General features: G+C 63.5%; 26 protein-coding genes. 5 read left to right on the forward strand and 21 right to left on the reverse strand.

The genetic code is table 11. The features are described from left to right. Positions 1–62 precede the first annotated feature (62 nt). A complete protein-coding gene (locus ACFULT_RS14325; RefSeq protein ID WP_094721784.1) occupies positions 63–734 on the forward strand; it encodes a 1-acyl-sn-glycerol-3-phosphate acyltransferase in 672 nt (223 codons plus the stop codon). On the opposite strand, the gene ACFULT_RS14330 is transcribed toward ACFULT_RS14325, so the two are convergent. The 5 genes from ACFULT_RS14330 to ACFULT_RS14350 form a co-directional block, all read right to left on the reverse strand. Next, the gene (locus ACFULT_RS14330; protein ID WP_037113328.1) at positions 721–1458 is read right to left on the reverse strand and encodes a polyprenol monophosphomannose synthase; all 738 of its coding nucleotides are present in this window, start codon (positions 1456–1458) and stop codon (positions 721–723) included. The genes ACFULT_RS14325 and ACFULT_RS14330 overlap by 14 nt on opposite strands. Before the next feature lie 123 nt (positions 1459–1581). Further along, a complete protein-coding gene (locus ACFULT_RS14335; RefSeq protein ID WP_378481756.1) occupies positions 1582–2403 on the reverse strand; it encodes a 2-phosphosulfolactate phosphatase in 822 nt (273 codons plus the stop codon). Beyond that, on the reverse strand, positions 2400–2576 hold the full coding sequence (locus ACFULT_RS14340) for a hypothetical protein (protein ID WP_019664168.1): 177 nt from the start codon (positions 2574–2576) through the stop codon (positions 2400–2402). Before ACFULT_RS14340 ends, ACFULT_RS14335 begins: the two co-directional genes overlap by 4 nt. A 45-nt stretch (positions 2577–2621) precedes the next feature. Further along, entirely contained in the window at positions 2622–3707 is a 1086-nt protein-coding gene (locus ACFULT_RS14345) for a GGDEF domain-containing protein (protein ID WP_037112795.1), read from the reverse strand. A 103-nt stretch (positions 3708–3810) separates the two neighbouring features. Then, on the reverse strand, positions 3811–4800 hold the full coding sequence (locus tag ACFULT_RS14350; protein ID WP_378481757.1) for an endonuclease/exonuclease/phosphatase family protein: 990 nt from the start codon (positions 4798–4800) through the stop codon (positions 3811–3813). 208 nt (positions 4801–5008) lie between these two features. Between ACFULT_RS14350 and ACFULT_RS14355 the strand changes: the two genes are divergently transcribed. Together ACFULT_RS14355 and ACFULT_RS14360 are read left to right on the forward strand one after the other, a co-directional pair. Continuing rightward, a complete protein-coding gene (locus ACFULT_RS14355; RefSeq protein WP_094721783.1) occupies positions 5009–6424 on the forward strand; it encodes a sugar porter family MFS transporter in 1416 nt (471 codons plus the stop codon). A gap of 29 nt (positions 6425–6453) precedes the next feature. Continuing rightward, positions 6454–6810: a universal stress protein gene (locus ACFULT_RS14360; protein ID WP_037112798.1), complete on the forward strand. Its 357-nt coding sequence runs from the start codon at positions 6454–6456 to the stop codon at positions 6808–6810. A 3-nt stretch (positions 6811–6813) separates the two neighbouring features. On the opposite strand, the gene nuoN is transcribed toward ACFULT_RS14360, so the two are convergent. The 16 genes from nuoN to ACFULT_RS14440 form a co-directional block, all read right to left on the reverse strand. Then, positions 6814–8391 carry an NADH-quinone oxidoreductase subunit NuoN gene (gene nuoN / locus ACFULT_RS14365; RefSeq protein WP_037112799.1) on the reverse strand — a complete coding sequence of 526 codons (1578 nt, stop codon included), beginning with the start codon at positions 8389–8391 and terminating at the stop codon, positions 6814–6816. Continuing rightward, entirely contained in the window at positions 8388–9914 is a 1527-nt protein-coding gene (locus tag ACFULT_RS14370) for an NADH-quinone oxidoreductase subunit M (protein WP_378481758.1), read from the reverse strand. Before ACFULT_RS14370 ends, nuoN begins: the two co-directional genes overlap by 4 nt. After that, a complete protein-coding gene (nuoL, locus tag ACFULT_RS14375) occupies positions 9908–11788 on the reverse strand; it encodes an NADH-quinone oxidoreductase subunit L (protein ID WP_378481759.1) in 1881 nt (626 codons plus the stop codon). Before nuoL ends, ACFULT_RS14370 begins: the two co-directional genes overlap by 7 nt. 1 nt (position 11789) lies before the next feature. After that, complete coding sequence (nuoK, locus tag ACFULT_RS14380; RefSeq protein ID WP_020110242.1) at positions 11790–12089, reverse strand: NADH-quinone oxidoreductase subunit NuoK; 300 nt, start codon at positions 12087–12089, stop codon at positions 11790–11792. Then, on the reverse strand, positions 12086–12805 hold the full coding sequence (locus ACFULT_RS14385; protein ID WP_378481760.1) for an NADH-quinone oxidoreductase subunit J: 720 nt from the start codon (positions 12803–12805) through the stop codon (positions 12086–12088). Before ACFULT_RS14385 ends, nuoK begins: the two co-directional genes overlap by 4 nt. Continuing rightward, on the reverse strand, positions 12802–13305 hold the full coding sequence (gene nuoI / locus ACFULT_RS14390) for an NADH-quinone oxidoreductase subunit NuoI (RefSeq protein ID WP_037112806.1): 504 nt from the start codon (positions 13303–13305) through the stop codon (positions 12802–12804). Before nuoI ends, ACFULT_RS14385 begins: the two co-directional genes overlap by 4 nt. Further along, positions 13298–14548 (reverse strand): NADH-quinone oxidoreductase subunit NuoH, encoded by a 1251-nt coding sequence (nuoH, locus tag ACFULT_RS14395; RefSeq protein ID WP_037112807.1) that lies wholly within the window; start codon positions 14546–14548, stop codon positions 13298–13300. Before nuoH ends, nuoI begins: the two co-directional genes overlap by 8 nt. Beyond that, positions 14545–16893, reverse strand: a complete 2349-nt coding sequence (locus tag ACFULT_RS14400) for an NADH-quinone oxidoreductase subunit G (RefSeq protein WP_378481761.1) — start codon at positions 16891–16893, stop codon at positions 14545–14547. Before ACFULT_RS14400 ends, nuoH begins: the two co-directional genes overlap by 4 nt. Then, on the reverse strand, positions 16890–18203 hold the full coding sequence (gene nuoF, locus ACFULT_RS14405; protein ID WP_378481762.1) for an NADH-quinone oxidoreductase subunit NuoF: 1314 nt from the start codon (positions 18201–18203) through the stop codon (positions 16890–16892). The genes ACFULT_RS14400 and nuoF overlap by 4 nt, the downstream gene beginning before the upstream one ends. A gap of 1 nt (position 18204) precedes the next feature. Then, on the reverse strand, positions 18205–19032 hold the full coding sequence (gene nuoE, locus ACFULT_RS14410; RefSeq protein ID WP_378481763.1) for an NADH-quinone oxidoreductase subunit NuoE: 828 nt from the start codon (positions 19030–19032) through the stop codon (positions 18205–18207). Beyond that, on the reverse strand, positions 19029–20360 hold the full coding sequence (gene nuoD / locus ACFULT_RS14415; RefSeq protein WP_378481764.1) for an NADH dehydrogenase (quinone) subunit D: 1332 nt from the start codon (positions 20358–20360) through the stop codon (positions 19029–19031). The genes nuoE and nuoD overlap by 4 nt, the downstream gene beginning before the upstream one ends. Continuing rightward, positions 20360–21016, reverse strand: a complete 657-nt coding sequence (locus tag ACFULT_RS14420; protein WP_094721775.1) for an NADH-quinone oxidoreductase subunit C — start codon at positions 21014–21016, stop codon at positions 20360–20362. The genes nuoD and ACFULT_RS14420 overlap by 1 nt, the downstream gene beginning before the upstream one ends. After that, positions 21013–21567: an NADH-quinone oxidoreductase subunit B family protein gene (locus ACFULT_RS14425; protein ID WP_019664151.1), complete on the reverse strand. Its 555-nt coding sequence runs from the start codon at positions 21565–21567 to the stop codon at positions 21013–21015. The genes ACFULT_RS14420 and ACFULT_RS14425 overlap by 4 nt, the downstream gene beginning before the upstream one ends. 39 nt (positions 21568–21606) lie before the next feature. Further along, entirely contained in the window at positions 21607–21966 is a 360-nt protein-coding gene (locus tag ACFULT_RS14430) for an NADH-quinone oxidoreductase subunit A (protein WP_019664150.1), read from the reverse strand. A 197-nt stretch (positions 21967–22163) separates the two neighbouring features. Continuing rightward, a complete protein-coding gene (locus ACFULT_RS14435) occupies positions 22164–22571 on the reverse strand; it encodes a response regulator transcription factor (RefSeq protein ID WP_037142488.1) in 408 nt (135 codons plus the stop codon). A gap of 90 nt (positions 22572–22661) precedes the next feature. Continuing rightward, on the reverse strand, positions 22662–23291 hold the full coding sequence (locus tag ACFULT_RS14440) for a hypothetical protein (RefSeq protein WP_378481765.1): 630 nt from the start codon (positions 23289–23291) through the stop codon (positions 22662–22664). 162 nt (positions 23292–23453) lie between these two features. Here ACFULT_RS14440 and ACFULT_RS14445 point away from each other — a divergent pair, with 162 nt between their 5' ends. Together ACFULT_RS14445 and ACFULT_RS14450 are read left to right on the forward strand one after the other, a co-directional pair. Then, positions 23454–23633 carry a hypothetical protein gene (locus ACFULT_RS14445; protein WP_037142485.1) on the forward strand — a complete coding sequence of 60 codons (180 nt, stop codon included), beginning with the start codon at positions 23454–23456 and terminating at the stop codon, positions 23631–23633. A 76-nt stretch (positions 23634–23709) separates the two neighbouring features. Further along, the gene (locus ACFULT_RS14450) at positions 23710–25239 is read left to right on the forward strand and encodes an aldehyde dehydrogenase family protein (protein WP_052068016.1); all 1530 of its coding nucleotides are present in this window, start codon (positions 23710–23712) and stop codon (positions 25237–25239) included. Positions 25240–25269 lie beyond the last annotated feature (30 nt).

The following is a 25269-nucleotide window of genomic DNA, read 5'->3' on the forward strand; positions in this document are numbered from 1 at the left end:
CTATGGACGTAGACGATGTCTACGATTCGTAGTTTCGGCAGACCCGAGGGAGTGCACCGCTCATGTGGTACTGGATGTTCAAGTACGTTCTGATCGGCCCTGTTCTGCGACTTCTGGGGAGACCGCGTATCGAGGGCATGGAACATCTGCCACGGTCCGGCCCCGTCATTCTCGCGGGCAACCATCTGACGGTGGTCGACTCGTTCTTCCTGGTGTTGGTCGTCAGGCGCAGAATCCGTTTCATCGCCAAGAGCGAGTACTTCTCGGGTGCGGGATTCAAGGGGCGTCTGCTGCGCTGGTTCTACACGAGTGCGGGCCAGGTCCCCGTCGACCGCTCCGGTGCAGGGGCGGGCGACCCAGCTTTGGCCGCAGCGCGAAAGATACTGGCCGACAACGGAGTGTGGGCCATCTACCCCGAGGGTACGAGGTCTCCGGACGGCCGGCTGTACAAGGGGAAGACGGGAATGGCGAGGGTTGCGCTGGAATCCGGCGCACCCGTCGTTCCCGTGGTCATGTTCGGTACCGAAAGATTCAATCCAGTGGGCAGTCGGATGTGGCGACCGACGAAGATCGTCGTGAAGTTCGGCGCTCCGATCGACTTCAGCCGGTACCGGGAACATGCGGGCAACCACGCCGTCGTGCGGTCCGCCACGGACGAGGTGATGTACTCCCTGATGGAGCTTTCCGGCCAGGAGTACGTCGACACCTACGCGGCGAAGGTCAAGGCCGCCTGACTCCGAAGAGCAACTTCCACGGTACGGCTGCGGATTCGAGCTGCACGGCGAGGCTCATCTTGGATTCGCCGTCGTTGCGTTCCTCGAAGCGAATGGGGACCTCGGCGATCTTCAAGCCGCGTCGGACGGTGCGGTGGTTCATCTCGACCTGGAACGCATAGCCGTTGCTCTCGACCGACTTCACGTCGATCGCCCGCAGCGTCGCAGCATGCCAGGCTTTGAAGCCCGCGGTCGCGTCCTTGACCTTCAACCGAAGAATTGCGTTGACGTAGAAGTTGGCCCATGCAGACAGTGCCTTCCGATGCCAGGGCCAATCGCTGGCCACGGCGCCGCCGGGGACGTAGCGCGAACCCAGTACGACGGCTGCGTCCGTTGTCGTGAGCGTGCGCACCATCGTGGGGATGACGTCGGCGGGGTGGGACAGGTCCGCGTCCATCTGGACGACGATGTCCGCACCGTCGTCGAGTGCGCGGCTCATGCCGGCCACGTACGCCCGGCCGAGCCCGTTCTTCTCGGTGCGGTGCAGAACCGTCACCGGCAGAGGCCCTGTCTCGGCGAGTTCGTCGGCGAGCGTGCCCGTGCCGTCGGGGGAGTTGTCGTCGACCACGAGCACGTGAAGATTGTCCAGTTGCAGACCGGCGAGAAGCTCGACGAGCTTCGGGAGGTTCTCGCGTTCGTTGTACGTGGGTACGACAACGGTCGTCTTCGGGGCGACGTTCGGAATGCTCACGCTCGTATGATCCGTGATCGGGTATCAAAGACCAAATAACGGACAGCCTCGTGTCCTGCCGTCGTCGGCGTTTGCGCAGTTCCGGGCCTCGAGCGGGACACTGGAATGTTGCGCCGGTCACACAGCTTCGTTGTGTGAACCAGCGTCGTTGTGCGAGCCAGCGCCGTTGTGTGAACCAGCGTCGACGAAGATTCCGGAGTCCAGGACGGGCACGGATCGCGAGGAGCCGACTTCCGCAGCGATCGTGACGTCGATTTCGTAGCCCTCGTCGATCAGCTCGCGACCTGATGCCGACTCGACGAGAGCGTGGGGGAGTCGACTGCACACAGCCTTCCACGCATCGCGTGCCATCTCGGCTTCCGGAGACAGAGTGCAGTCCGGGCGCCTGTCGCCCAGTTCCGCGAGGAGAAATCCGGCTCCCCACAGGTCTTCGATGCACGGTCGCAAGGCGCCGTTGGGCCAGTGTTCTCCTGCGGCGATCACCGCGACGACGGCGTCGGTATCGGTGTTCGCAGCGATCCACTGCGCCGCAGCCGGCGCGTTGCGAAGCGAGACCCCTGTACAGACCGGTACCTCGGCAGCCAGCTGCGCGGATATCGTCGACCCGTTCGGCGACGGCAGCACGAGCCGCTGTGGCGGCGTCCCCGCGCGGAGCGTGGCCGGGGACAAGCTGATGTCGCCCGGGCCCGCATCGCGCCGCCGGACCGCCATGACGGCATCGGTGCGGCGGGCGTATTCGGCGGCCGAGGCCTGGCCGACGGCCCAGGGCACCACCGCGGTCCCCGCATCGGCGGCGACGGTCAACGTGGTGGTGAACGACAGAACGTCGACGACCACGGCAACGTCCGCCCCGGAAGCAATTGCCGATGCACCCGAGGTGCCCCAATCGAACCGAACCGTCGACGTGAACTGTCGATGGGCACGATCCGGATCGGTCACGGAGTCGACACCTCCGAGGATGCAGGAGTGTCGTACGGCGACGGACCTTCCGGTGGTCCGAGGAGATGGCGAACGAGGAGAGTGGCTCCCAGAGCGAGAAGTGCGACGACGACGATGACAGCCACGACAGCCGCCAATCTGCGTGGGCCTCCGAAGAGATCGTTGGAACTCATTCGCTCATGATGGTGCATCGCGGCCCAGCTCGGTGGAGCGGGCCGTCAGGAGCCTGTTCTGACGTCGCCGTCGTAGACGTCGATCACTATCGAGTTGCCGCCGTGACTCTTGGCTCGGTACATCGCGGTGTCGGCGCTGTCGAGCAAATCGTCGAGGACCTCCGGGAGGTCGTGCACAGCGATCTTGCGATAGTGGATGCCGATGCTGGTGGTGGTCAATCCGGCGGAATTGCAGGACGGGATCGCATCTCGTAGGGCCTCGGCTGCCCGGGACATGTCGGACAGCGGGCCAGTGGAGACAACGACGAACTCCTCACCACCGGTGCGAGCGGTCACTGAGGGTGGCGGAAAGTTGGTGTTGATTGCCTGGGCAGTCTTGCGCAGGACATCGTCGCCGAAACTGTGCCCGAACTCGTCGTTGACGGCTTTGAAGTTGTCGAGGTCAGCGACGAGGACCGCAACTCCGGCTGCTCCGTCTTCCATCACTCCGACGGCCGAGTCGAGTCCGCGGCGGTTGCGCAGTCCGGTCAGAGGATCGAAGTGGGCCACCGCCGCGTCCCTCTTGAGGAACGTCAGATAGGCCTGAGTGAGGACCGGAGAGGACACCAGGACCATGACGAGAACGATGAGATATGCAGTCGTCTGGGCGAGGTCGGCGTCGGAATACGATAGTGCAAGGACGTACAGCGCGGCACACGCGCACAGGGACCATATCTGACGTGCTACGAAAACTCGGGTGTCGTGGTACGCCGCGACATAGTTGCCCATGACGGCGAAGAGCGCCGAACACAGGAGTGCCACCGGACGGTCGTCGAGAGAGAACAGAACGGCGGCGACGCCGATTTCGGCGAATGCAACGAAGAGCAGTGACTGACGATATGTCGGCCACGGACCGCGTATCCACAGGCAGCCGACGAATACCGAACACGACCCGAACGACGCGACGACGATGATGTCGGTGGGGCTCGACACAATCGGCGATGCAATGGCGAGCAGGCAGATCAGCCCGTAGAACCAACAGCACAGACCGATCGCGACGCGACTTTGTCGGAGGATCGGATGCGTTTGCGAGTAGGAGACATTCCACACGTAGTCGGTCCGTTGCGACCACCACTCGTGCAGCGAACTCATTCCAAGGACCTCTACATCCCGTGCATGACCGACCCGCAGATAGTTGACTACTAATCTAATCAGACAACGATACTGACCGGTTGGAAATGACAATCGAACACCGTCAACGCAGTTGAATCTCAGCGACGAGTCCCGCGTGATCGGATCCGAGGATGGAGACGGGTTCGAGTGCGGTGGCACGGGCACCCCGGGTGAGGACGTGGTCGATTCCGACGACGGGTGGATACGACTTGTCGGTCGGGTAGGTCGGTATCAAACCACTACCGGTCACGTCCGCCGCATCCTCGTACCCGGCGTCGAGGATGTGCCTGAACTTGCTGTGAGATCTGGTGGAGTTGAAGTCGCCGCTGACGATCACGTTGGACATCGACGTGGCTGTCGACACCTCCGACCGGAGCATGTCCATCTCCGAAGCCCACAGCGGCGTCGGAGACGGGTAAGGCGGTACCGGATGGACCGAGTAGACACGGACAGGTTGTTCGGCACCGACGTCCAGGTCGACCGACAGGTTGGACAGAGTGAACACCGGGAGCTCGCGCTCCCCGGAGATCGGGAATCGGCTGAATATGCCGGTTCCTCCTCCGCCACCCGGTGTCGGCTTGGTGTAACGGTACGGGAGCAACTCGGCGATTCCAGCCGCGTCCAGCAATCTTTCGGCGTCGAACGTCAATTCCTGTGCGGTGAAGACGTCGATGTCACGCGACCGGACGAGGTCCAGCACGTTGCCCGTATCGGCCAGCCCGAGCATCAGGTTGGCTTGCAGAACGTGCAGACTCCGCCCTTGGCCTGGTGTGTCGGCGGGCGGTCGATCGCTTGCGATGTACATGGGCGCGAGCAAGGCCGACGCCGTCACCGCGACGACGGTCGATGCCGCCGCCAGGATCCAGCGTCGTGACACCACGGCGACGGCGATACCGAGCAGGGAGAACGCCATGAGGATCGGTGCGAACGACGCCAACCCCACCACGTACCTGTTCTGTGTGTCGGTGAAGTAAGCGATGACGCCCGTCGCGCCGATCAACACGCAGCAGCCGGCAACGATGGCGGCGGCTATTTGCCGACCCCGAGCGCGATGTGCGGACCGATCAGACACTGCCGTTTCGTGTTGCACATGCGCAGCGTAACCACGGGCGAATGTCGCGGCTGTCGGTCCAGGTCGGATCGATTCAGTGAGTATCCTCCTCGGACGAAGAACTTGTGATCCAGTTCTCAGCACGCTAGAACTATGTAAAGACATACGTACAAGGATTCGGATGCGGGTGTAGGAGCAATTCTTCGCACGCACACAAGATTGGATCGAGATGACCCGTAGTGACGGATCGACCGGTGCAGTTCTCCCACCGGACACCGCAGGAACACACAGTCACCGGCTAGGCATCATTGCGGTGATCGCGACGTTCGGTGGATTGCTCTTCGGATACGACACCGGAGTGATCAACGGGGCGCTGGAGCCGCTCCGCGACGATTTGTCGCTGACCTCGTTCACCGAGGGCTTCGTGGTGAGCATTCTCATCTTCGGTGCTGCGATCGGCGCACTGGTGGGTGGGCGTCTGTCCGACCGATACGGCCGACGCCACAACATCATCATGCTCGCACTCGTCTTCATGGTCGGAACGCTCGGTTGTGTGCTCTCACCGAGCTGGGAGATCTTGGCCGTGTTCCGCTTCGTACTCGGACTCGCCGTCGGTGGCGCATCGGCGACAGTGCCCGTTTACCTCTCGGAGATTTCTCCCGTGGAGCGGCGTGGTTCGTTGGTCACGCGGAACGAGGTCATGATCGTCAGTGGGCAGTTCGCTGCCTTCGTGATCAATGCGATCATCTTCAACATATGGGGTGAGCACGAGTCCGTGTGGCGCTTCATGCTTCTCGTCGCAGTGGCCCCCGCAATCGTGCTTTTCTTCGGAATGCTGCGCATGCCCGAAAGCCCCCGCTGGCTTGTCCTGCAGGGCCGAGAGGACGAGGCTCTGGAAGTACTCAGGCAGGTTCGGTCGGAAGAACGCGCTCAGGCCGAGATGGCCGAAGTCCACCGACTCGCCGAGGAAGAGAAACTGGCGAAGACCGGTGGCGTGACCGACCTGTCCGTTCGTTGGATTCGTCGCTTGATCTACATCGGAGTCGGTCTCGGTGTCGCCAACCAGATCACCGGCATCAACTCGGTGATGTACTACGGCACTCAATTGCTGAGCGATGCCGGCTTCTCGTCCAGCGCAGCGATCATCGCGAACACCCTCAACGGATTGTTCAGCGTTCTCGGAATCACGGTCGGAATCTTCTTGATGAACAAGGTCAACCGACGGACCATGCTCATTGCAGGCTTCTCGCTGACTACAACGTTCCACCTTCTTGTCGGCCTGTCTGCGCTTCTGCTTCCCGACGGCACGGTCAAGGCTTATTTCATTCTGGTGTTCGTCGTTCTGTTCGTGTTCTGCATGCAGGGAACTATCGGACCCCTGGCGTGGTTGATGCTCGCCGAGATCTTCCCCCTGAAGATTCGCAGTTTCGCGATCGGCCTGTGTGTTTTCGCGCTGTGGATTGCGAACGCTGCCATCGCGCTGCTGTTTCCGCCGGTCGTGGCGGCCTTCGGAATCGCGGCCACGTTCTTCATCTTCGTCGGTCTCGGTGTGATCGCGCTCATCTTCTGCATCACCCAGGTCCCGGAGACGCGAGGTCAGACGCTCGAAGAACTGGAAACCCGGTTCCGCAAGGAATACTCCTAGAGGTCAGCTACACCGAGAGAGGTAAATTCATGTCAGTTCTGGTTGCAGTGACCGACAGTCCCGAGGGCATCCATTCACTGTCCGCCGCTGCGGACGAGGCGGCGCTTCTGGGCACCGATCTGATCGCGGTCAACCTGACCCTGGGCAAGCTCGACCTCTCCGTGCTTCCAGAAGACTGCGAGGTCACCGTCGTCGAACGTGCGGGCCGCGAAGACCGCGACCCAGTCACCGCCGTGCTCGACGAGTTGGAAGTGTTCCCCGATGTCACGCGTCTGGTGATAGGAATCAGGAAACGTAGCAGGGTCGGAAAGGCTTTGCTGGGCAGCGTGAGTCAACGTCTTCTGCTGACCTCCCCGGTTTCGGTTCTTGCGGTCAAGGCCCCGTAGGGCTCACCAGACCGCCGCACTAGCGGCGAGATCCAACAGCGGTTGTGGATACACACCGAACACGACGGTCGCGACGACGCCGAGGCCGATGGCCACGGCTGTTGCGACACCTGGAGTGACGACGGTGGGACGCCCACCGTCGTCACTGTCGTTCGTGCCGGCCACGGGGTCGGCGAAGAACATGAGGACGATGACGCGTACATAGAAGATCGCCGCGATGGCACTACTGAGCACCCCGACGACCACGAGCGCGGTTGCGCCGCTACCGGCCGCAGCCTGGAAGACCGCGAACTTACCGACGAATCCAGCCGTCAGCGGGATCCCCGCGAACGACAACAGCAGCAACGCGAAGACGGCGGCGATCGCGGGGGAGCGACGACCGATGCCGGCCCATCGCGCCAGTTCGGTCACCTCACCGTTGCCGTCGCGCACGACGGTGACGACGGCGAATGCCGAGACAGTGCTGAACCCGTAGACGAAGAGATAGAACATCGTCGCGGACAGCCCGTCGGCGTCCAGAGCGACGACGCCGGTGAGAATGAATCCCGTGTGGGTGATCGACGAGTACGCGAGCATCCGTTTGATGTCGGTCTGGGTGACCGCAAGAAGGGCACCCACCAGCATCGTGACGATCGCTACGGCCCACAGTGCCGGTCGCCAGTCGTCGCGCAGGTCCGGCAGTGCGATGTAGAACAGGCGGAGCATGGCACCGAACGCGGCGATCTTCGTCGCGGCGGCCATGAAGGCGGTGATCGGAGTCGGTGCACCCTGATACACGTCGGGAATCCACGAATGAAACGGAATCGCACCGACTTTGAACAGTAGGCCGACACCGACGAGTGCGGTACCGAGCACGGCCAGCACGTCGTTGCCGTCGCCGAGAGCGATGGCAGCACCGATGGGGCCGAGCTCGAGCGAGCCTGCGTACCCGTACAGCATCGCGGTACCGAACAGAAAGAACGCCGACGAGAACGCGCCGAGCAAGAAGTACTTCATCGCAGCTTCCTGCGACAGCAGCCTGCGCCGACGGGCCAACCCGCACATCAGGTACAGCGGCAGCGAGAACACCTCGAGGGCAACGAACATCGTGAGCAGATCGTTCGACGCGGGAAACAGCAGAAGGCCGCCGATCGCGAACATCGTCAGCGGGAACACCTCCGTCTGCGCGGCGCCTGCCTGGCCTGCCTGGCGTTCGGACAGACTTCCGGGAACGGTGGAGGCCTGCGGGGCGAAGGAGTCCACCCGGGTGCGTTCGAGTGAGCGTTCCCCGACCATGAGCAACGAGGGCACGGCCACGAGCAGCAGGGTGCCCTGGAGGAACAGCGAGGGGCCGTCGACCACGACCGAGCCCATAACGGCCCGGGTGCCGGGTGAGCTGGAGCCGGACACGGCCAAGACGACGACCGCCACGAGAGACGCAATCGTCGCAGTCAAGGCAAGCGTCATCTGGATGCGACGACGGGCGGCACTCGGTGCGAACGCCTCGACGAGTACGCCGAGAACAGCTGCGGCGAAGACGATCAGCATGGGCGACAGAACGCTGTACTCGATGCTCGGCGCAGTCAGGACGGAGTCGTTCATCGGGGTCCCTCCGGCGTCTCGGCCACGTTGTCGATGCCCTGCACGGTGGTCACTGTCGTCTGCACCGCGGGAGAAACGATGTCCAACAGGGGCTTCGGGTACACGCCCAGTACGACGAGCAGCACGATGAGCGGACCCATCACGGCCAGTTCACGCGGGACGAGGTCCTTCATTCCGTCGTTCTCGGCGCGGCGCGGACCCGTCATCACCCGTTGGTACAGCCACAGGATGTAGATCGCGGACAGCACGAGAGCGATCGATGCCACGATGGCGGCCACGTGATACTTCGCGAATGTACCGATCAGTACCAGGAATTCGCTGACGAACGGTGCGAGCCCAGGGAGCGACAGAGTGGCGAGACCGGCGACGAGAAAGGATCCGGCCAGCACCGGTGCGACCTTCTGAACGCCACCGTAGTGGGAGATGACGCGGGTGCCACGACGCGAGACCAGGAAGCCGGCGACGAGAAACAGTGCCGCCGTCGAGAGTCCGTGATTGACCATGTACAACGCGGAACCGGCCTGGCCTTGGCTGGTCATGGCGAAGATGCCCAGAATGATGAAACCGAAGTGCGAGATCGACGTGTACGCGATCAATCGCATCACGTCGGTCTGCGCGATCGCCAGTACGGCGCCGTAGACGATGCCCACGACCGCGAGAGTGACGATGACCGGCGCGAAGTACGACGACGACTCGGGGAAGAGTTGCAGACAGTAGCGAAGCATCGCGAACGTGCCCACCTTGTCCACGACGGCCATCATCAGAACGGCTGTGGCAGGGGTGGATTCGACGGCGGCGTCGGGTAGCCACGAGTGGAACGGCCACAGGGGTGCCTTGACGGCGAAAGCGAACATGAACCCGAGGAACAACGCGTTCAGAACCCCAGGGGTGACGCCGAGGTCGCCGAGAGCAGCCGTGTCGGCGATCTCGCGGAACGAGAAGGTTCCCGCCACGACGTACAGTCCGATGACCGCAGCGAGCATCACCAGACCGCCGACGAGGTTGTACAACAGAAATTTCACGGCCGCGGCGGCGCGTCCCGGACCGCCGAATCCTCCGATGAGGAAGTACATCGGGATCAACATGGCCTCGAAGAAGACGTAGAACAGCAACACGTCGAGGGCGCAGAAGGACATCAGGACCATCGACTCGACGAGAAGAATCGATGCGACATAGACGTGCGTGGACTGCCCGACGCGCGGATCGTTCCATCCTGCTACCAGCAGAATCGGAAGCAGGACCGTCGTCAGCAGGACGAGCACCAGCGCGATGCCGTCGATTCCCAGCTCGTATCGAGCTCCGAACGACTCGATCCACCAGTGGGATTCGACGAACTGGAATTCGTCACCGGACGGATCGAAGCCGGCGAACAACACCACCGCGACCGCCAGAGTGAGCAGCGAGGTCGCGAGCGCGCACACTTTCGCGAGCTGTGGCCTCGTGCGAGGCAGGATCAGGGTCAGGACAGCACCTGCCACCGGCAGCAGCCACAACATGGTCAGCCACGGAAAAGTGTTCACCACACCATCACCGCCACCATCATCGCGAGGACTACCGCCGTACCGGCCAGCATCGTCAGAGCGTACGAGCGCACGTATCCGGTCTGCGTGCCACGAATGCGAGCGGAGAGCGACGTCAGCCCGCTCGCCAGTGTGCGGGTTCCGCCCTCGACGGCGACGTCGTCGAAACGCTGCGCGGCCTCGGCCACCTTGAGACCCGGTCGCATCAGAAGCGCTTCGTTGACGGCGTCGCCGTACAGGTCGACACGTGCGGCAGTTGTCAGCGCGGTCACGGGTGTCGGCGCGATCGGCGGTACGGGAGTTCTCGCGTAGCGGTGATACGCGAGTCCGACGCCGACGGCCACCACCGTCAGTGCCATCACGGTCACCAGCCATGCGGGTATCACGTGCGCCTCCTCTGCCTCGCCGACGACCGGTTCCAGCCAGTGCGTCAGCGCTCCACCGACGGTGAACAAAGCTCCTGCCGCAACCGAACCCACCGCTAGAACGATCATCGGCACGGTCATGATCGACGGCGACTCGTGTGGGTGCGCGTCGGGCTCCCACCGCTTCTCGCCGAAGAAGGTCATCACCATGACCCGGGTCATGTAGAACGCGGTCAAGCCTGCACCGACGAGCGCGACGATTCCCAGCACGGCGCCCTGTACTCCGCCGGCACCGAACGCGACTTCGATGATCTTGTCCTTGGCGAAGAAACCCGAGAACGGGGGAACACCGATGATCGCGAGATAACCCAGTCCGAAGGTGACGAACGTGACGGGCATGACGGTTCGGAGCCCGCCGAACTTGCGCATGTTCACTTCGTCGTTCATGCCATGCATCACCGAACCGGCACCGAGAAAGAGTCCGGCTTTGAAGAATCCATGGGCGAGTAGCAGCATGATCGCGAATGCATAGCCGGACGGACCCAGGCCCGCGGCGAGAACCATGTACCCGATCTGGCTCATCGTCGATGCGGCCAGCGCCTTCTTGATGTCATCTTTTGCGCAGCCGATGACGGCTCCGAACAGCAGTGTCACGGTACCGACGACGATCACCGCCGTTTGCGCGACGGGGGCTGCTTCGAAGACCGGTCCGGATCGGACGATCAGATACACCCCGGCGGTCACCATCGTCGCCGCGTGGATCAACGCCGACACCGGAGTCGGGCCTTCCATGGCGTCACCGAGCCACGATTGCAGAGGTACCTGGGCCGACTTTCCGCACGCAGCGAGGAGCAGCACGAAACCCAACGCGGTGAGTGTTCCGCTCGACGCAGTCTCGGTACCGGAGAAGACGACCGTGAACGAGACGCTGCCGAAGTTCGCGAACATGATCATCAACGCGACCATCAATCCGATGTCTCCGACACGGTTGACGACGAACGCCTTCTTCGCCGCCGTCGCCGCGGACGGTTTGTACTGCCAGAACCCGATCAGCAGGTAGGACGCCAGACCCACGCCTTCCCAGCCGACGTACAGTCCGAGGAAGTTGTCGGCCGTCACCAGTAGGAGCATCGCGGCGAGGAAGAGGTTCAGGTACGCGAAGAACCGTCGTCGGTCCGGGTCCTCCGCCATGTACCCGATGGCGTAGACGTGAATGAGCGTGCCGACGCCGGTGATCAGGAGTACGAAGCACATCGACAGTTGATCCAGGCGAAAGCCGAAGTCCACCTGCAACTGTTCGACGGGAACCCAGCTGAACAGCGTGGTCGTCACCGCCCTGTCGTCTGCAGCCCGGCCCGCCATGTCGACGAAGAGGACCACGGCGAATCCGAAGGACACTGCGGCCATGCTGGTTCCCAGCGCATGTCCCCATCGATCGGTTCGCCGGCCTCCGAGTAGCAGCACGACGGCGCCGAGCAGCGGCAGCGCCGGCAACAGCCAGATGGCGTCCATGTCAGTTCTTCAGCAGGTTGGCGTCGTCGACCGAGGCCGAGCGGCGGGCACGAAAGATGGTCATGATGATCGCGAGGCCGACGACCACCTCGGCTGCTGCCACGACCATGGTGAAGAACGCGAAGACCTGGCCTTCGAGATTGCCGTGCATACGGGCGAACGTCACGAATGCGAGGTTGGCGGCGTTGAGCATGAGCTCGATGCACATGAACACGACGATCGCGTTGCGGCGCAGCAGAACACCCGCAGCACCGATCGTGAAGAGGAGGACCGACAGATACAGGTAGTTCTCGGGATTCACATCTCACCGTCCCGGTGACCCCGGTGCATCGGGTTGACGGACAGCTCCGACGGTGACCCGTCGGGCAGACGCGCGGGCCAGTCGACGGCGTTGTGCCGGGCATATACTCCGGGACTCGGCATCGGCGTGACGTGAGTGCCGTCGCGGAATCGCTGCACGGACAGCTCGCGCTGACCTTGCCGCTCGGTGAACCGCTCACGGTGGGCGAGGATCATCGCGCCGACCGTGGCGATGATCAGCAGCGCACCGGTGAGCTCGAACGCCCAGAGGTAGCGAACGAAGATGAGCTCGGCGAGGCCTTCGACGTTGCCGCCCGCATTGGCGGCGTCGAGTCCGACGAAGTCCGGTCGCCCGCTCTCCACCGATGCGTTGCCGATCGCGCCGATGACGACGAGCCCGAAGCCGATGCCTGCGGCGATCGCGGCAGGTCGTTGACCTTTCAGCGTTTCGGTCAACGAGTCCGCCGAGTCCACTCCGACGAGCATGAGCACGAACAAGAACAGCATCATCACCGCGCCGGTGTAGACGACGACTTGTACGACGCCGAGGAACACTGCGCCCTGGGCGATGTAGAACACGGCCAGGATGATCATCGTGACCGCGAGGAACAATGCCGAGTACACGGCTTTGGTGGCGCAGACCATCGCGATCGCACCCAGTACCGCCAATCCGCCCAGCAGCCAGAACTGGACGGCCTCGGCGGTCCCGGTGCTCATCGGATCGTCCCCCGGTAGTAGTCGGCCGCAGTCGTGTTCTCGGCCATGGGATGTGGCGCGGGTTCCATGCCCGGTTCCATCGGCGCGAGCAGGCGGTCCTTCTCGTAGATGAGGTCGGCGCGGTTGTCGTCGGCCAACTCGTACTCGTTTGTCATGGTCAGCGCGCGCGTCGGGCAGGCTTCGATACAGAGCCCGCATCCGATGCAGCGGAGATAGTTGATCTGATAGACCTGCCCGTATCTTTCACCGGGGGAGTAGCGCTCTTCTTCGGTGTTGTCCGCGCCCTCGACGTAGATCGCGTCCGCCGGGCAGGCCCACGCGCAGAGCTCACACCCGATGCACTTCTCGAGGCCGTCGGCGTAACGATTGAGCTGGTGCCTGCCGTGGTAGCGCTGAGCGGTCGGTACCTTGTCCTCGGGATAGAACTCCGTCACCGGCTTCTTGAACATCGTCGAGAACGTGACACCGAAACCTGCCACCGGACCCAGAAATTCAGGCATCGCTACGCTCCTTCACTGGTGTCGGCAGTGTCTGTCCCGGCATCGGTGGGACGGGAAAACCGCCGGCGAACGGATCGAACGGTTCGTCGTGCGTGGACGGTGGGGACGGATCGTCCGGCTCGCGGTGCAACCGGCGCCGGACGAAGACCGCCACCAACAGAGCTACGACGGCGCTGACGACGACCAGCGCGACGGCCAGTGATCCGTATCCCTCGACACGGAATGCGCGGACGGTCGCCACGAGCACTATCCAGATCAACGAGATCGGTATCAGGACCTTCCAGCCGAGGTTCATGAACTGGTCGTAGCGCAGGCGCGGCAGCGTACTTCGAAGCCAGATGAAGACGAACAGGAACAGCCACACCTTCAGGGTGAACCACAGAACCGGCCACCACCCTGCATTGGCACCGTCCCACAGGCTGATCGGGAACGGTGCATGCCATCCGCCGAGGAACAGTGTTGTCGCGAGTGCAGACACCGTGACCATGTTGACGTACTCGGCGAGCATGAACATCGCGAAGTTGAGGGAAGAGTACTCGGTGTGGAACCCGCCGACCAGCTCGCCCTCGGCCTCGGGGAGGTCGAACGGGGCGCGGTTGGTTTCACCCACCATGGACGTCAGATAGATCGCGAACGACGGGAAGAGCAAGAAGATGTACCACGTGTTCGACTGCGCAGCAACGATTCCGGAGGTGGACATCGTGCCCGCGTGGAGGAACACCGCGGTGAAGGACAGGCCCATCGCGATCTCGTACGAGATGACCTGAGCGGTGGATCTCAATCCGCCGAGCAACGGGTACGTCGAACCCGACGCCCACCCGGCGAGCACGATTCCGTACACACCGACGGATGTCACGGCAAGGATGTACAGGACGCCGACCGGAAAGTCTGTCAGCTGCAACGCAGTTCGGTGACCGAGGATCGACACCTCAGGGCCGAATGGAATCACGGCGAAGGCCATGAATGCGGGCACTGTCGCGATCACCGGAGCCAGAAGGTAGATCGGTCTGTCGACGCCCTTGGGGACGATCCCTTCCTTCAGCGCGAGCTTCACGCCGTCGGCGAGGCTCTGGAGCATGCCACCTGGCCCGACTCGGTTCGGCCCGACGCGGTTCTGCATACGTGCCATGACCTTGCGTTCGACGAGGATACAGACGAGGGGTGTCAGGATCAGGAAGACGAAGATCGCCAGCGACTTCGCGACCACGAGCCACCACGGGTCCGTCCCGAACGTCTCGCTCACGACGACACGCCCTCGATACGGACGACAGCACCGTTGCCTACACCGAGCGCCGAGTTGACCTCGGACCCGGTCGAGCGCATCGGCAGCCACACCACTCGATCGGGTAAGTCGGTGATTGCCAGCTCGAGTGTGATCGATCCTGAGTCCGACGACACCGTCACCGGATCACCGTCGGAGACCCCGATCTCTGCTGCCGTGCCAGGGGACAGTCGCACCACCGGGGTGCGCGCGGTACCGGCGAGATGCGGTTCACCGTCCTGCATACGGCCCGCATCCAACAGCATTCTCCACGTGGCGAGAACGGCTTGGCCGATGCTCGGCCTCGGGGCGGAAGATGGAGCATGGCTCGGCGCTGGGGGCGGCGCGCCCGTCCAGGATCCCAGGCGGTCGATCTCGCTGCGCGTGCTCTGGACGTCGGGAAGGCCGATGGGAGTGTTCATCTCGGCGGCGAGTGCGTGGAGCACCCGCCCATCGGTCAGCGACCGTGAATTGGGAATCGCAGCGTCGAAGGAGCGAGAGCGCCCTTCCCAGTCCAGATAGGTCCCCGCTTTCTCGGTCACCGGAGCGACGGGGAACACCACGTCGGCATGTTCGGTGACGCTGCTGTGGCGGATCTCGAGGCTCACCACGAACGATGCGCTCTTCAGCGCCTCGGCGGCGCCGGCTGGGTCTGGTAGGTCCGCGAGTTCGACTCCGCCGACCACGAGTGCGCCGCCCGAACTCGCCGAGCCGAGGATGCCCGTCGTGTCCAGGCCGTCGGACTCGGGTAGTGCGTCCGTGCCCCAGAACTCGGCGAGGTCGGTGCGCGCGCCGGTGTCGCCGACGGGTCGCCCACCCGGAAGCAAGGTCGGCAGTGCTCCCATGTCGAGTGCACCACGATCACCTGCGCGCCGGGGGATCCACACCAGAGCCGCACCGGTTTCCCGCGATGCGGCGACGACAGCTGTGTAACCGCCGGGAGTGTCCGCAATTCGTTCGCCGACCAGAATCACACTGCCCTCGGGCAGGTCGCCGACGCCCGCCAGCGCCGCGGGCTCCTGGCCGGGCACACAGGAGATCAACGACGCCCCGAGCTTGGACGTCCCGGCCGACAGGAACGGTGCGACGGCCCGCACCTTCTGACCTTTCGTGCGGACGGCTTTACGCAGTCTGAGAAAGACGATGGGCGATTCTTCCTCGGGCTCGAACCCGACCAGGACAACCGAGGGGGCGTTGTCCAGTCGCGCGTAGGTGACGTTCATGTCGGTGCCGGCGACATGCGAAGCGAGGAACTCGGCCTCCTCGACGCTGTGTGCACGAGCACGAAAGTCGATGTCGTTCGTGCGCAACGTGACCCGGGTGAACTTCGAGTACGCGTAGGCATCCTCCATGGTGGCGCGACCGCCGACGAGCACGCCGACTCGATCAGCCTTGTTCAGTCCCGCGGCCGCGACAGCCATGGCCTCGGACCACGATGCGGGTTCCAGAGTTCCGTCTGCCGTGCGTACGAGCGGAGTGGTCAGCCTGTCCGGCTCGGTGGCGTACGTGAACGCCCACCGTCCCTTGTCGCAGTTCCATTCCTCGTTGACGGTCGGGTCGTCTCCCGCCAGGCGGCGCAACACTTTTCCGCGGCGATGGTCGGTCCGTTGCGCGCACCCGCTGGCGCAGTGCTCGCAGGCACTCGGAGTCGACACCAGGTCGTACGGCCGAGCGCGGAATCGGTACGCCGCACCGGTCAGTGCTCCGACCGGACAGACCTGCACGGTGTTGCCGGAGAAATAGGATTCGAACGGCTCGTTCTCGTAGATGCCGACCTGCTGCAACGCCCCTCGCTCGACGAGTTCGATGAACGGGTCGCCGGCGATCTGCGAGGAGAATCGAGTGCACCGCGCGCAGAGCACACACCGCTCACGGTCCAGCAGCACTTCCGTGGACAGCGGAATCGGTTTCGGGTATGTGCGCTTCTCCTCGACGAACCGCGACTCGGATCGGCCCGCCGACATCGCCTGGTTCTGCAGGGGGCACTCGCCGCCCTTGTCGCACACCGGGCAGTCGAGCGGGTGATTGATGAGCAACAGCTCCATCACGCCCTTCTGCGCCTTCGCGGCAACCGGCGAGCTCAGCTGCGTGCGAACGACCATGCCGTCGGTCACCGTCGTGGTGCACGACGCCAATGGCTTCCGCTGGCCCTCCACTTCGACGAGACATTGGCGGCATGCCCCCACCGGATCGAGGAGCGGGTGGTCGCAGAACCTGGGAATCTGGATACCGATCAGCTCCGCGGCCCGTATCACGAGGGTGCCGGGAAGAACCTGGATTTCCTGGCCGTCGATGCTGACGGTGACGGTGTCCACCGAGGTGCTCATGACGAAAGCCCTCCCGCTGTCAGTTCGGCGGACATCAGCGTGCTGCGGTGCGGATCGAACGGGCATGGTGCGCCGATGTGCTGTATGTACTCGTCGCGGAAATGCTTCAGCGACGACGTGATCGGACTCACTGCACCGTCGCCCAGGGCGCAGAAGGACTTGCCGAGAATGCTGTCCGCGATGTCCAGCAGAGTGTCGAGATCCGATTCCGTTCCGCGGCCGGTTTCGAGTCTCTCGTAGATCTGCACGAGCCAGTACGTTCCTTCGCGGCACGGCGTACATTTGCCGCAGGATTCGTGGGCGTAGAACTCCGTCCATCGCCGTACTGCACGTACGACGCACGTGGTCTCGTCGAATATCTGCAGCGCCTTGGTGCCCAGCATGGATCCGGCTGCGCCGACGCCCTCGTAGTCGAGCGGGACGTCGAGGTGGTCGGCAGTGAAGATCGGCGTCGACGACCCGCCTGGCGTCCAGAACTTCAGCGAATGACCCTCGCGCACGCCGCCCGCGTAGTCCAGAAGTTCCCGCAGCGTGATACCGAGCGGAGCCTCGTACTGTCCGGGAGTCGTCACGTGTCCCGACAACGAGTACAGGGTGAAACCCGGGGACTTCTCGCTCCCCATGGACCGGAACCAGTCGACACCGTTGCGCAGAATCGACGGGACGCTCGCGATGGACTCGACGTTGTTGACGACCGTCGGGCACGCGTACAGGCCTGCCACCGCAGGAAACGGTGGCCGCAGTCGGGGTTGCCCACGTCGACCCTCGAGCGAGTCCAGCTGAGCTGTCTCCTCGCCGCAGATGTACGCGCCCGCGCCCGCGTGCACCACGACGTCCAGATCGAATCCGCTGCCGAGGATGTCCGAGCCGAGATATCCCGAGGCGTAGGCCTCCTCGACCGCGGCCTGAACGCGTCGGAGCACGGGGACGACCTCCCCTCGCAGGTAGATGTAGGCGCGATGCGCCCGAATCGCATACGCCGCGATCACGATTCCCTCGATCAGGACCTGCGGCGTCGCGAGAAGCAAGGGCATGTCCTTGCACGTGCCGGGTTCGGACTCGTCGGCGTTCACCACCAGATAGTGTGGCTTGCCGTCACCCTGCGGAATGAAGCTCCACTTCATGCCCGTCGGGAAACCGGCCCCTCCTCGGCCTCGAAGTCCCGCGTCTTTCACCGAGGCGATCACGTCGCCTGCGGGCATGCCGAGTGCGCGGCGGAGGCCGTCGTATCCACCGTGGCGTTCGTAGGTTTCGAGAGTCCATGATTCGGGGTCGTCCCAATAACTGCTCAGGACAGGTGTCAGCGCCACGTCACGGTCCTTTCTCGGGCGGAACCGATTCCGTCGGTGCGGGGGCAGGCTTGTCCTTGGTGGTCTCGGCGGCGTTGGCCTGTTCGGAGCCCAACGGAGCAGCTCCGCTGTCCCGCACTTCTTCGGCTGTCGGCGCGGACATTCCGTGCTCACGAGCGATCCGGAGACCTGCCAGTGTCGGCGCACCTGCTTGTCCACCGGCGTGCACCGCACCGAGCCGTTCGTCGGGGAAACCGGCGAGAATTCGCTCCGTCTCCTTGAACGTGCACAACGACGCACCACGGGTGGGAACCACTTCGGCGCCGGAGCAGAGGGAATCGACGAGTGTACGTGCAGATTCCGGTGTCTGATTGTCGAAGAACTCCCAGTTGACCATGACGACCGGCGCGTAGTCGCATGCCGCATTGCATTCGACGTGAGTGAGAGTCACGGCCGGATCGGTGGGATCGACGTGTTCTCGCAGAGCATCCATGATCGCGTCTCCGCCCATCACGGCACACAAGGTGTTGGTGCAGACGCCGACCAGATACTCGCCCGTCGGTTCGCGCCGATACATGGAGTAGAAGCTCGACACCGCAGTGACTTCGGCACCGGTCAACCCGAGGTGTTCGGCGCAGAATTCGATTCCTGTGGGGGAGACGTACCCGTCCTCCGACTGCACCAGATGGAGCAACGGCAGCAGTGCGGATCGCGCCATCGTGGGATCGGGCGCTTCGGGAGACGAGTATCTCGCGATGATCTTCTTGGCGTCCTCGTCGAGGCGGGCGCGGACGTCGTCCGGGTAGGGGGCTGGGCGGGTTCGGAGTTGGAGATGGACCTTCTCGCTCATCGGTCGACACCGCCCATCACGGGATCGATGCTGGCGACGGCGGCGATGACGTCGGCAACCATTCCGCCCTCGCATGTCGCTGCCACGGCTTGGAGGTTGGTGAACGACGGATCCCGATAGTGCACTCGGAACGGCCGAGTTCCACCGTCACTCACCATGTGCACGCCGAGCTCACCGCGCGGCGATTCGACGGCAACGTAGACCTGCCCGGCCGGAACGCGGAACCCCTCGGTCACCAACTTGAAATGGTGGATCAAAGATTCCATCGACGTGTTCATGATGTCTCGGACGTGTTCCGTGGAATTTCCCATCCCGTCGGTGCCGACGGAGAGGTCGGCAGGCCACGCGATCTTCTTGTCGTCGATCATGATCGGCCCCGGTCGGAGCCGATCGAGGCACTGTTCCACGATCTTCAGCGACTCACGCATCTCCGCGACTCGGATGATGTAGCGGCCGTACGCGTCGCACCCGGTGTCGGTGCACACGTCGAACTCGTAGTTCTCGTAACCGCAGTACGGTTGCGACACCCGCAGATCGTGAGGCAGACCGGTGGATCTGAGCATCGGTCCGGTGATCCCGAGCGCCATGCATCCGGTGAGGTCGAGATAACCGATTCCCTTGGTGCGTGCCTTCCAGATCCTGTTGTCGTCCAACATGTTCGACATGTCCGTCAAGCCGGACGGCAGGGTGTCGAGAAGACCGCGGATCTTCTGAATCGCTCCCTCGGGCAGGTCCTGAGCCAACCCGCCGGGACGAATGTATGCGTGGTTCATCCTCAGACCCGTGATGGTTTCGAAGACGTCGAGGATCTGTTCTCGTTCGCGGAACCCGAACAGCATTGCTGTCACGGCGCCCAGTTCCATCCCACCCGTCGCAAGGGCGACGAGGTGAGACGAGATTCGATTGAGTTCCATCAGCAGAACGCGAATCACGGTTGCGCGCTCGGGAATCTCGTCGGTGATGTCGAGGAGCTTCTCGACGCCGAGGCAATATGCAGTCTCGTTGAAGAAAGGCGACAGATAATCCATCCGCGTGACGAACGTGACGCCCTGGGTCCAGTTTCGGAATTCGAGGTTCTTCTCGATCCCGGTGTGCAGATAGCCGATTCCGCACCTGGCTTCGGTCACGGTCTCTGCTTCGATCTCCAGAATCAGCCGTAGTACACCGTGCGTCGACGGGTGCTGCGGACCCATGTTGACGACGATCCGCTCCTCCGACGACGCCGACGTGTCGGCGGCTGCCGCCACGATGTCGTCCCAGTCCTGCCCGGACACGGTGAAGGACTTCTCCGGAGCGGTCGATGTGTCGTGGCCGGCTGTGTTCGTCATCAGTTGTACTCCCGCCGTCGATCCGGTGGGGGAATGCTCGCGCCCTTGTACTCGACGGGAATTCCACCCAATGGATAGTCCTTGCGCTGGGGATGACCCACCCAGTCGTCAGGCATCTGGATACGTGTCAGCGACGGGTGTCCGTCGAACTCGATGCCGAAGAAGTCGAAGGTCTCGCGTTCGTGCCAGTCGTTCGTCGGGTATACACCGACGAGACTCGGGATGTGCGGATCCGATTCCGGCACCGACACTTCCAGACGAACACGGCGATTGTGAGTGATGGAGAGCAGAGGATAGGACGCGTGAAGTTCTCGACCGGTGTTGTGTGGATAGTGAACGCCGTTGACGCCCAGGCACATCTCGAACCGTAGTTCCGGACCGTTTCGAAGCGCGGTCGCAACTGCGAGCAGGTGCTCGCGCCGGACATGCAGGGTCAATTCACCTCGGAAAACGACGACGGATTCGACGGCAGTGTCGAAGTGGACACCGAAGTCTTCTCGGAGTGCGGACGCGAGTTCGTCGGCGACCGAGTCGAAGAATCCTCCGTAGGGCCGCTCGGTGCTGCCCTGAACCAGCGCCGGGATCACGAGCCGTCCGTACCCTGAGGTGTCGCCCGTCCCGCGGACGCCGAACATCCCGCGCTTGTCCACCGTCATCGAAGCAGTCCCTTCAGCTCGATGGTCGGCCTGGAGTTCAGTGCTGCTTCCTCGGCTGCACGCGCTACCGTCTCGCGGTCCACGCCCAGCGGCATCTCCTGAATTTTCTCGTGCAGCTTCAGGATTGCGTCGAGCAGCATCTCCGGCCGCGGTGGGCAGCCCGGCAGATAGATGTCGACTGGAACGACATGGTCGACGCCCTGGACGATGGCGTAGTTGTTGAACATTCCGCCCGAGGATGCGCACACGCCCATCGCCAGAACCCATTTCGGCTCGGCCATCTGGTCGTAGATCTGCCGGAGAACCGGCGCCATCTTCTGGCTGACCCGTCCTGCGACGATCATCAGGTCTGCCTGCCGAGGGGATGCGCGGAACGCCTCCATGCCGAAACGGGCGATGTCGAACCGCCCCGAGCTGGTGGCCATCATCTCGATCGCACAGCATGCAAGTCCGAACGTCGCGGGCCACAGCGAGCCTTTTCGAACGTAGCCGGCGAGGCCCTCCACCGTGCTCAGCAGAAAGCCGCTCGGGAGCTTCTCTTCGAGACCCATGTCGGACCTTTCTTGTTGTTCGGTGCGCGATCGGGGGGGCTAATCCCAGCTCAGACCGCCTCGACGCCACTCGTAGGCGTACGCGACGGCTGCGCTGACGATGAACATGCCCATTGCGAGAAGACCGAAGATGCCGAGCGCGTCGAAGTGAACAGCCCAGGGATAGAGGAAGACGATCTCGATGTCGAAGATGATGAACAGCATGGCCGTCAGGTAGAACTTGACGGGGTATCGACCCGCCCCCATCGGCTGCGCGGTCGGCTCGATCCCGCATTCGTAGGCATCCAATTTCGCGCGGTTGTAACGCTTGGGCCCGACGACTGCTGCGATGACCACGGACACGAGGGCGAAGGCGACCGCAACAGCGCCCAGGACCAGAATGGGGATGTACTCGTTCAACCTGTGTCGCCTCTCCGTGCCTGCCTTGTGAGCAAATGAGGAGTTCTGCCGACCAAGAAGTCCTTAGCCAACAGAAATTGTGAGCTGGAACACAGCCTACCGGTGTGATGCCCCGACTTGTCTCGGTTTTCGGCCAGCCAGGTCGGCGTGTCGGTCAGAAAGTTGATCTTGCGCCGGGGAGTGGCAGCGAATGGAAATCAGTTGTGACCGACAGATTTCGACGACTCGCGCAGCAAGCCCGTCACTGCCTCGGTCAGGACGAACGGGTCGATGGGTTGCGACACCGCAGCCTCGGCCCCGGACCACTCGGCCAGCCACCTGTCGTCGGGGCGGCCGGTGAGCACGACCAGCGGCGGGCAGTGTTCGAGCTCGTCTCTCAGTTGCTTGGCGACGCCCATTCCGCCCGCCGGCGCTGCCTCTCCGTCGAGGATCGCCAGGTCGATTCCACCTGTGTCGAGGTAGTGCACCACCATGGGCTCGCTCGCGACCTCGAGGTACTCGAAATCCGGAAGCGCCGGATCGGGGTGTCTGCCGATGGCGGAGGTGACGTCGGCGCGCGTGTGTGCATTGCTGCTGTAGACGAGGATGCGCAGCGAGGCGGTCACGTGAGCGATGCTACGTCCGAACCGTCGCCGCGGGTACGGTTCCGCAGTATTAGGTAAACCTCTGTCCGGCAACAAGTCCGTAGACGTCGGTCAGTGCTCGTGCGGCCTGATCCAGGCCAGGACGACGGGCTCGGACTGACCGGGCCAGGTGCCGGTCAGGGATGGGCCGGCCGCGGTCGATCGAGTCGTGTCCACGACGCGGACGAGGTCGATGCGCGTCGTCCCCGCAGTGATGTTCGTCGACTGGTCGGAATCGACCGACGACACCGAGTCGATGGCAGGAACCTGGGTGCCCGGGGTTCCGGTCCCGACCACCCGGGTGGTGACGGCCCGCTTTTCCGGCGGAGCCTGGTAGTCGTACTCCAAGGCGGCCTCGGTTCCACCGGTCAGGATCGCGGCTGCCAGCGCGGTCACGTAGACGGGATCGGCCACACCGTCGTAGGCCCATCTCGTACCGAGCACCGAGTGCTCCATCGTCGTCACGAGGGAGTCCACGGACCCGGACAGAGGTGCGCCGCGGTACGTGATCGGGACCTGCAGTACTCGGCCGCCGGTCGAGATCAGAAATGTCTCGATCCCGACGGCACCGGTGGGATCGTCGAATCTGTACGTGCCGAGAATGTCGACGTCGGTGCGGGTTGCCCATGGGCGTGTAGGTAGCCAAGCGCGGAGAGCGTCGCGCTTGCTCGGCGTCAACTCGGCGGCGTGAATGATGGCCATGACGTGCACGCTACCTGCACATCGACGTTCCATTTGGTATCAATGTGTAACGGTTCAAGTAGTTGGACTGATGAACAGTTCAACTCCGGAGCGCGGTACCGCAGACCCCCGACTCGGCACCGCCCCGGAGCCCTGAACATCGGACGAGCTGCGAGGAAGCCCATGCACGATCACGTGACAGACCAGTTTCCGCACGGCGAAGGACCGAGCGAGGACGTGTTGACGGAGTTCGGAGTCAGTCGCCAGGCCTTCGTCGGTCGACTTCGCGAAATTCTTCTGCGTAACCCTCCCGCGGCTCTCGACGACGTCGACGTCGCGCGGGTTCTCGCAGCCTGCTCCTGACGGCACTGGCACACGAAGTCCCCTCGCGGGCTTACGGTTGATCACGAGTCACCCGGTCAGCGAGAAGGAGTCCTACGTGCCCACCTCCGGAAACGAAGCACTCGACGCAGCAAATCTGCGTCCGTCGTTGTGGATCGACGGACGATGGACGGAGTCGTCCGACGGGGGCACCCGTGAGATTGTCGATCCGTCGAACGGAAGCGTCGTCGTTGTGGTCGACGAAGCGACGCCCGAGGACGCGCGAGACGCTGTCGCGGCGGCGCGACGCACTTTCGACGACGGCGCCTGGCCGGCAACGGCAATCTCCGAACGGGCAGCGCTGCTGACCACGATCGCGGACCTACTGCAACGGGACAAAGAGCAACTCGCGCACCTCGAAACCGTCGACACGGGTAAAACGTTGGCCGAGAGCCGAATCGACATCGACGACGTGACATCGGTGTTCCGGTACTACGCGGAACTCGCGGCGGTGCACAGCGACCGGCTCGTCGACGTCGGACGGCCGGAAATTCTCAGCCGAGTCGTGCACGAGCCGATCGGCGTGTGCGTCATGATCGCGCCGTGGAACTATCCGCTCCTGCAGATCTCCTGGAAGATCGCACCGGCGCTGGCGGCAGGGTGCACGATGGTGCTCAAGCCCAGCGAAGTGACCCCGCTCAGCACCATCGCGTTCGCCAAACTCGTCGAAGAGGCAGGAGTGCCTGCAGGTGTGGTCAACCTCGTGCAGGGCAGCGGTGCCGTACTCGGTGAGGCGCTGACGACCGATCCGGACGTCGACTTCATCTCGTTCACCGGGGGTCTGGCGACGGGCCGAACGATCCTGGCGGCAGCAGCCGCGAACGTGACCAAGGTGGCCGTCGAGCTCGGCGGGAAGAATCCACACATCGTGTTCGCCGATGCACTCGTCGACGACGACGCGTTCGCGAACTCGGTCGATCACGTGTTGACCGGCGTGTTCCTTCACTCGGGCCAGGTGTGCTCGGCCGGTACCCGTCTCATCATCGAGGACTCGGTCGCGGACCGGTTCGTCGCTGCCGTCGCCGAACGCGCCGGCCACATCACGATGGGACCGGGCCTGGACGAGAGATCCGAGACCGGGCCGCTCGTGTCGGAGGCGCAGCTGACGAAGATCGCGGGCTTCGTCGAACTGGGTATAGCCGAAGGTGCCGAGCTCGTAGTCGGAGGCAGTAGGCCCGAGGATCCGCGCCTGGCTGCCGGCAGCTTCTTTCTGCCGACGGTGTTCGACAAGTGCGATCGCTCGATGAAAATCGTCCAGGACGAGACGTTCGGGCCCATACTCACTGTTGAGCGCTTCACGACCGAGGAGGAAGCTTTGCGTCTCGGCAACGACACGAACTACGGTCTCGCGGCAGGTGTCCGAACGTCGGACAGTGCACGGGGCGAACGTATGGTGCGCGGATTGCGGCACGGAACGGTGTGGCTCAACGACTTCGGCATTTACACTGCTGCGGCTGAATGGGGCGGTTTCAAACGATCCGGAAACGGCAGAGAACTAGGTCCGTCCGGATTGTCCGAATATCAAGAAGCCAAGCACATCTGGCACAACACCTCGCCGACGGCGGCGGGGTGGTTCAGCACCTCCTGAAATCCCACGAGTTTCTGCCGGACGAAAGGC

It is taken from the genome of Rhodococcus sp. NPDC057297, from assembly GCF_042667435.1.
Lineage (GTDB): Bacteria > Actinomycetota > Actinomycetes > Mycobacteriales > Mycobacteriaceae > Rhodococcoides.